4 protein-coding genes are annotated in these 6,461 nt (G+C 49.6%); 2 read left to right on the plus strand and 2 right to left on the minus strand.

Annotated features, from left to right (window positions below; translation table 11 throughout):
- On the plus strand, positions 1–1,467 hold a 1,467-nt coding region (locus tag FDW87_RS01330; protein ID WP_252362935.1), incomplete at its 5' end, for an exopolyphosphatase.
- Here the strand turns inward: FDW87_RS01330 and FDW87_RS01335 are convergent.
- A complete protein-coding gene (locus FDW87_RS01335) occupies positions 1,447–3,717 on the minus strand; it encodes a sensor domain-containing phosphodiesterase (protein ID WP_016157123.1) in 2,271 nt (756 codons plus the stop codon). The two genes, FDW87_RS01330 and FDW87_RS01335, sit on opposite strands and share 21 nt — an antisense overlap.
- A gap of 350 nt (positions 3,718–4,067) precedes the next feature.
- Between FDW87_RS01335 and FDW87_RS01340 the strand changes: the two genes are divergently transcribed.
- Entirely contained in the window at positions 4,068–4,271 is a 204-nt protein-coding gene (locus FDW87_RS01340) for a YfgG family protein (protein ID WP_047416419.1), read from the plus strand.
- Positions 4,272–4,834: 563 nt separating this feature from the next.
- Here FDW87_RS01340 and guaA read toward each other — a convergent pair.
- Positions 4,835–6,412: a glutamine-hydrolyzing GMP synthase gene (gene guaA / locus FDW87_RS01345; RefSeq protein ID WP_016153990.1), complete on the minus strand. Its 1,578-nt coding sequence runs from the start codon at positions 6,410–6,412 to the stop codon at positions 4,835–4,837.
- Between the last annotated feature and the right edge of the window lie 49 nt (positions 6,413–6,461).

Raw genomic sequence — 6,461 nt, forward strand, 5'->3', positions numbered from 1 at the left:
GTCATTGCCCGCGTGGTTGATGGCGCAATGCAGATTATCGGGCGACTGAAACAGCGCGTTCATCTGGCGGATGGCCTCGGCGAAGATAACAAGCTGAGCGAAGAGGCAATGGAGCGCGGATTAAGCTGCCTGTCGCTGTTCGCCGAACGTCTGCAGGGCTTTCCCCCATCAAGCGTATGCATCGTGGGAACCCATACTTTGCGTCAGGCGCTAAATGCGACCGATTTTCTCAAGCGAGCAGAAAAAGTTATCCCCTACCCTATTGAGATTATTTCCGGTAATGAAGAAGCCCGACTGATTTTTATGGGCGTGGAGCACACCCAGCCGGAAAAGGGTCGTAAGCTGGTTATTGATATCGGCGGTGGTTCAACAGAACTGGTGATCGGCGAAGATTTCGAGCCCAAACTGGTGGAAAGTCGTCGTATGGGCTGCGTCAGTTTTGCTCAGATGTATTTCCCGGACGGCGCTATTAGTCGGGAAAACTTCCAGCGTGCGCGCATGGCGGCAGCGCAAAAGCTTGAAACCTTAACCTGGCAGTTTCGCATTCAGGGCTGGAACGTTGCGCTGGGCGCGTCGGGCACGATTAAAGCGGCACACGAAGTGCTGCTGGAGATGGGTGAGAAAGATGGTTTTATCACCCCCGAACGCCTGGACAAACTGCGAACCGAAGTGCTGAAGCATGCGTCATTCGATGCGCTCAGCCTGCCGGGGCTGTCTGAAGAACGAAAAGCGGTGTTTGTGCCGGGACTCGCGATTCTGTGCGGCGTTTTTGACGCACTGGCTATCCGCGAACTCCGCCTTTCTGATGGCGCACTACGCGAAGGCGTGCTGTATGAGATGGAAGGTCGTTTTCGCCACCAGGACGTTCGCAGTCGTACCGCGAGCAGCCTGGCGAACCAGTACAATATCGACAGCGAACAGGCCCGGCGCGTACTGGAAACGACGATGCAAATGTACGACCAGTGGCATACGCAGCAGCCAAAGCTGGCCAATCCACAACTGGAAGCGTTGCTGCGCTGGGCGGCGATGCTGCATGAGGTTGGGCTGAACATCAACCACAGCGGTTTACATCGCCACTCGGCGTATATCCTCCAAAACAGCGATTTACCGGGTTTCAATCAGGAACAACAGCTGATGATGGCAACCCTGGTTCGATATCATCGCAAAGCGGTGAAACTGGATGATTTGCCCCGCTTTACGCTGTTCAAGAAAAAACAGTTTCTGCCGTTAATTCAGCTGTTGCGCCTGGGCGTGCTGCTGAATAATCAGCGACAGGCGACCACCACGCCACCGACGCTGACCCTAATTACCGACGACAACCACTGGACCTTACGCTTTCCGCATGACTGGTTTAGCCAGAATGCGCTGGTGCTGCTCGATCTGGAAAAAGAGCAGCAATACTGGGAAGCCGTTACCGGCTGGCGACTCAAAATTGAAGAAGAGAGTTCACCCGATATCGCCGCATAAGCTCTCAGCAGGTGCCAGTTCTTCTGGCACCTGTTCTTCCAGCATTTCATGCAACGGCTGCGGTTTACCAATCAGATACCCCTGCATGTAATCAATCCCCAGCGAAATTACCGCACTGCGTATTTCTTCGCTTTCGACGTACTCCGCGACCACCAGCATTCTTTTCATCCGCGCCAGATGGCAAATAGAGGCCACGATTTGATAGTCGAGGCTATTCGAAACGATGTTGCGAATAAAGCTGCCATCAATTTTCAGGATATCGGCATTCACATTCTTCAGCCGCGCATAGCTGGCATATCCGGTACCAAAATCATCAATCGCAATCTGACAGCCCAATGATTGCAGCTGCAGTAACGTTGCCTGCGCCTGTTCCGCATTGGTTAAGGCATTGCTTTCCGTTACTTCAAAAATCAGTTGCCACGGTTCAACTTTGTACTTAATCAGCAGTTGGTTGATGTCATGCGGAAGCCGGGCACGGCATACCGATGTGGGAGATAAGTTAATAGCAAACCGACGAGCGGGCATTTTTTCCCGATTCTGCGCCATAAACTTCAGCGTATTTTCAATCACCCACAGATCGATGCTGGATGACAATCCAAACTCATGCGCTACCGGTAAGAAGCTGTCAGGACCGATGGTTTCACCATCATCCCCCTCTAGCCGCAGCAGAATTTCATGATAAACATCGCCGCGCACGCCTGAAATCGGCTGCGCCATCAGGAAAAAGCGATGGTGCTCCAGCGCCAGTTGCAGACGATTCATCATCGCAACCTTATCTTTCAGGTCACGTTGCAGGTGCATCACGCCTCGGCGCTGCAAATTCTCTGGCGCATTGGTCGCCAGAGAAAGCTCGGCGATGGTGCTTAACTCCCCCAGTAACAAGTAGATGTGATTAACAGGAGAACGGACATAGCAAAAACTAATCCCCACCTGCGGCTGTAAAGGCATGCCATCCCAGATAAAACGAAACTGCTTGATATGCCTGTCCAGCGCTTCAATACGCTCCTGATGCGACTCGGTGTTAAAACGCAGAACTAAATCATTACCCGATAACTGATAGACATGCTCATCTTGTTTCAGCAATGGCTTTACCCACTGGGCAAGTTTTTGCTTGTACTGGATACGCAGCATAATGCCGTAATTTTTCACCAGCAGTTCCATACCCGGAACACTCAAAAAGCAAAGCACTGACCATGGCGCTTTTCTCAAATCCCGGTTCAAAGCGCGCAAATTCGGAATATGCACCATGGGGTCAAAGAAGGCCAGACGATGAGAATGTCTGGCGACAATTCTCTGGCGCGTTGCCAGTACGGCAATAAAATTCACGATGAAGGAGAAAACCAGGTAACTCGATGAGGTAATGGCAAGTTGCACATCGTAACCCGAATACCAGGGCATATAGCGTTGATAATAATGAATTGCTGTAATGAGTACGAGCATCCATATTAACGAAATAAATTTATAACCGTAACGCATAGCTCCCCATAGCATGACGGGCAGCATCAGTGACAAGGTATAATTCGTGCTAAATATTGAGCTTTTCTCATCTAGCGGCATACACAACAATGTCATTAGTATGGTCAATATAATCAGCCAGACCGCAAACTCTGTTTTGGTAACTTTGGTATCAAACTGCTGCTTTAACTGAGATAAATAACCTCTGATATACAAAGGATTACGAATCGTGCGAATTATTAAGTAGCACAGTGGAACCCCAACCAGATTCCCGGCCAGCATGGCCTGATAGTTGATCAACGTGCCGGTATTAAGGGGCATAACGCCCACCATGCCGGATTTGCTCTCATAGACGCCCACAAACGCGGCGAAATGGAAGAATAGCAGAAACAGCGTTGCCGGGCAGAAAACCTGCCAAAACATGTGCTGAAACATCAGGTGGGAGTCACCGTAAGAAACGTTATTCCGCCGGGGAGCAAAAACTTTATACCCTCCCCAACTAAGCACTATCGTAACTATAAAGTGCGAAATTATTGAGAGCATTTCAAATAACCCAACCTGCGGATATTTGTACCAGATGATGGAAATGATAATTCCTGGTAATGCCGCCCAACCAAAAAACAACATCAGGCTAATCATCAGCGCTAAAGGCAGGTAGAAAAGAATTACGGTCCCGGTACTAATATGGGCATAGGTGTTAGCAGTGCTCAATATAGGCAACAGAAAGGAAGGCAAGATGAGAGGTAACGCCCACCATCTATCTCTAATACTAATATAATTTTTATTGAGTTTCATAGATGCTCAGTAGAATCCCGCACATCCTGCAGGGGGTATTCGGACAGGCATCCCACCTGACGTTAAAACGATAAAGTTAAATACATTAAAATGACTCATCAATTTTAGTTGTCAGCAAAGGGTGATGCTTGATACACATCAATAAATAAGTCCCTCATTAATCAATTATTACTCTTTTCATGGTTTTTTATCGTTATCTCATTATTAATGCAAATAATAATATTAATTTCCATAACATAAATAGATAAAACAACTGAAGCAATTTTACATAAGGAAAAATTGACCATTCCCTCACAGTATGCCTTAATGTGACTATCGCCCTCAGTTGGGTACACTACAAGGAACCTTTTGTGAGCCAGGTTACCAGCCTACGCAAACGACACCGATTTAACAGTCGCATGATCCGGATCGTACTGCTTATCAGCTTTCTTTTCTTCTTCGGACGCTTCGTCTACTCCGCCATAGGTGCGTGGCACCACCACCAGAACAAAAAAGAATCTCAGCAGATCACCCTGCCGCAACAGGCATCTCCTGCACAAACTGACGTACGCTGATCGCTCGCGCCGAGCCGAGCCGATGATACTACAGCATTAAGATTCCTTACCGGATGGCTAATCGCCTGATATTTAACCATCCGGTAAGGGATTTGAGTGATGAAACTTCGCGCAGTCTTACCCGCCACATGTGCTGATATATCGGATAATCAACCGTGTTTTTCGCAAAAATACACCATCTTTGAATCCCGCTTCACCGCGCCATTCGCGCTGATTTTTTACGTTCCAGTGTACTGGATATAAAAAAGAGACACTGCGCTCAAATAGACGCTAATTAATATCGCCAGAAAATATCACTGACTAAAACATTCATATTTAGCATAAATTTAAATGCTTATCTGAATTGTTACCGTTATTAAATTCTACAGGGTAATACCCTGAGTATTTTTCATTATTTCCGTAAATAAGAAGCGGTGTTGAATGGAGCGCAGACGTTAAGTGTGTGATTAACCCTACTATCGAGCAGGACTGTCGCATCGATAAAATTCGCGCAATAAAAAGCCCTCTGTAAAAAGAGGGCTTTTACATACTACCGGTTCAGAAACCGCTAAACGGGAGGAATATTATTCCCACTCAATCGTAGCTGGCGGCTTACCGCTGATGTCATACACCACGCGGGAAATACCGTTAACTTCGTTGATAATGCGGTTAGAGACGCGGCCTAAGAAGTCATACGGCAGGTGCGCCCAGTGCGCGGTCATAAAGTCGATGGTTTCAACAGCACGCAGGGAAACAACCCAGTCGTACTTACGGCCATCGCCCATGACGCCAACGGAACGTACTGGCAGGAACACGGTGAACGCCTGGCTCACTTTGTTGTACAGGTCAGCGTTGTGCAGTTCCTCAATGAAGATAGCATCCGCACGGCGCAGCAGGTCGCAGTACTCTTTCTTCACTTCGCCCAGCACGCGTACGCCCAGACCCGGCCCCGGGAATGGGTGACGGTACAGCATGTCGTACGGCAGACCCAGTTCCAGACCAATCTTACGCACTTCGTCTTTGAACAGCTCACGCAGCGGTTCAACCAGACCCATCTTCATCTCTTTCGGCAAACCGCCCACGTTGTGGTGAGATTTGATGACGTGCGCTTTACCGGTGGCAGAAGCCGCGGATTCGATCACGTCCGGATAGATGGTTCCCTGCGCCAGCCACTTAACGTCTTCCAGCTTCAGCGCTTCTTCGTCGAAGACTTCCACGAACACGCGGCCGATGATTTTACGTTTAGCTTCCGGATCGTTCTCGCCTTTCAGCGCGTCCAGGAAACGCTTTTCACCTTCAACATGAATGATGTTCAGGCCGAAATGGTCGCCGAACATATCCATCACCTGCTGAGCTTCGTTGAGACGCAGCAGACCGTTGTCGACGAACACACAGGTCAGGTTTTTGCCAATCGCACGGTGCAGCAGCATCGCGGTGACGGAGGAGTCAACGCCGCCGGAGAGGCCGAGGATCACTTTATCAGTGCCAACCTGCTCACGAATGCGGGCAACGGCGTCATCGATAATTTTTGCCGGGGTCCACAGCGCTTCACACTGGCAGATGTCGCGCACAAAACGCTCCAGCATGCGCATCCCCTGACGGGTGTGGGTAACTTCCGGATGGAACTGCACACCGTAGAAACGTTTTTCCTCGTGCGCCATGATGGCAAACGGGCAGTTGTCGGTGCTGGCAACGGTCACGAAACCTTCCGGAATAGCGGTCACTTTGTCGCCGTGGCTCATCCACACGTCCAGCAGTGGTTTGCCGTCTGCGGTCAGAGAGTCTTCAATACCGCGGATCAGCGCGCTGTCGGTCTGAACTTCAACCTGCGCATAGCCGAATTCACGTTCGTTAGAACCTTCAACATGACCACCGAGCTGCATTGCCATAGTCTGCATGCCGTAGCACACGCCGAACACAGGCACGCCCGCAGTGAAAACGTATTCCGGCGCACGCGGGCTGTTTTCTTCAGTGGTGCTTTCCGGACCACCGGAAAGAATGATACCGCTTGGGTTGAATTCGCGAATTTGTGCTTCCGTAACATCCCACGCCCACAGTTCACAATAGACGCCCAGTTCACGTACGCGACGAGCAACCAGCTGAGTGTACTGAGATCCGAAATCAAGGATGAGAATGCGATGTTTATGAATATTGTCTGTCATTGACGCTAATTCCGAGGCAAGTGAAACAAATTCGCCCGGCATATAGCCG

This window comes from Citrobacter sp. wls826 (genome assembly GCF_005281245.1).
Taxonomy (GTDB): domain Bacteria; phylum Pseudomonadota; class Gammaproteobacteria; order Enterobacterales; family Enterobacteriaceae; genus Citrobacter; species Citrobacter braakii.

Excerpts from the sequence above, each read along its gene's own strand:
- guaA (WP_016153990.1), bottom strand. The coding sequence starts at position 6,412 with ATGACAGACAATATTCATAAACATCGCATTCTCATCCTTGATTTCGGA.
- FDW87_RS01335 (WP_016157123.1), bottom strand. The coding sequence starts at position 3,717 with ATGAAACTCAATAAAAATTATATTAGTATTAGAGATAGATGGTGGGCG.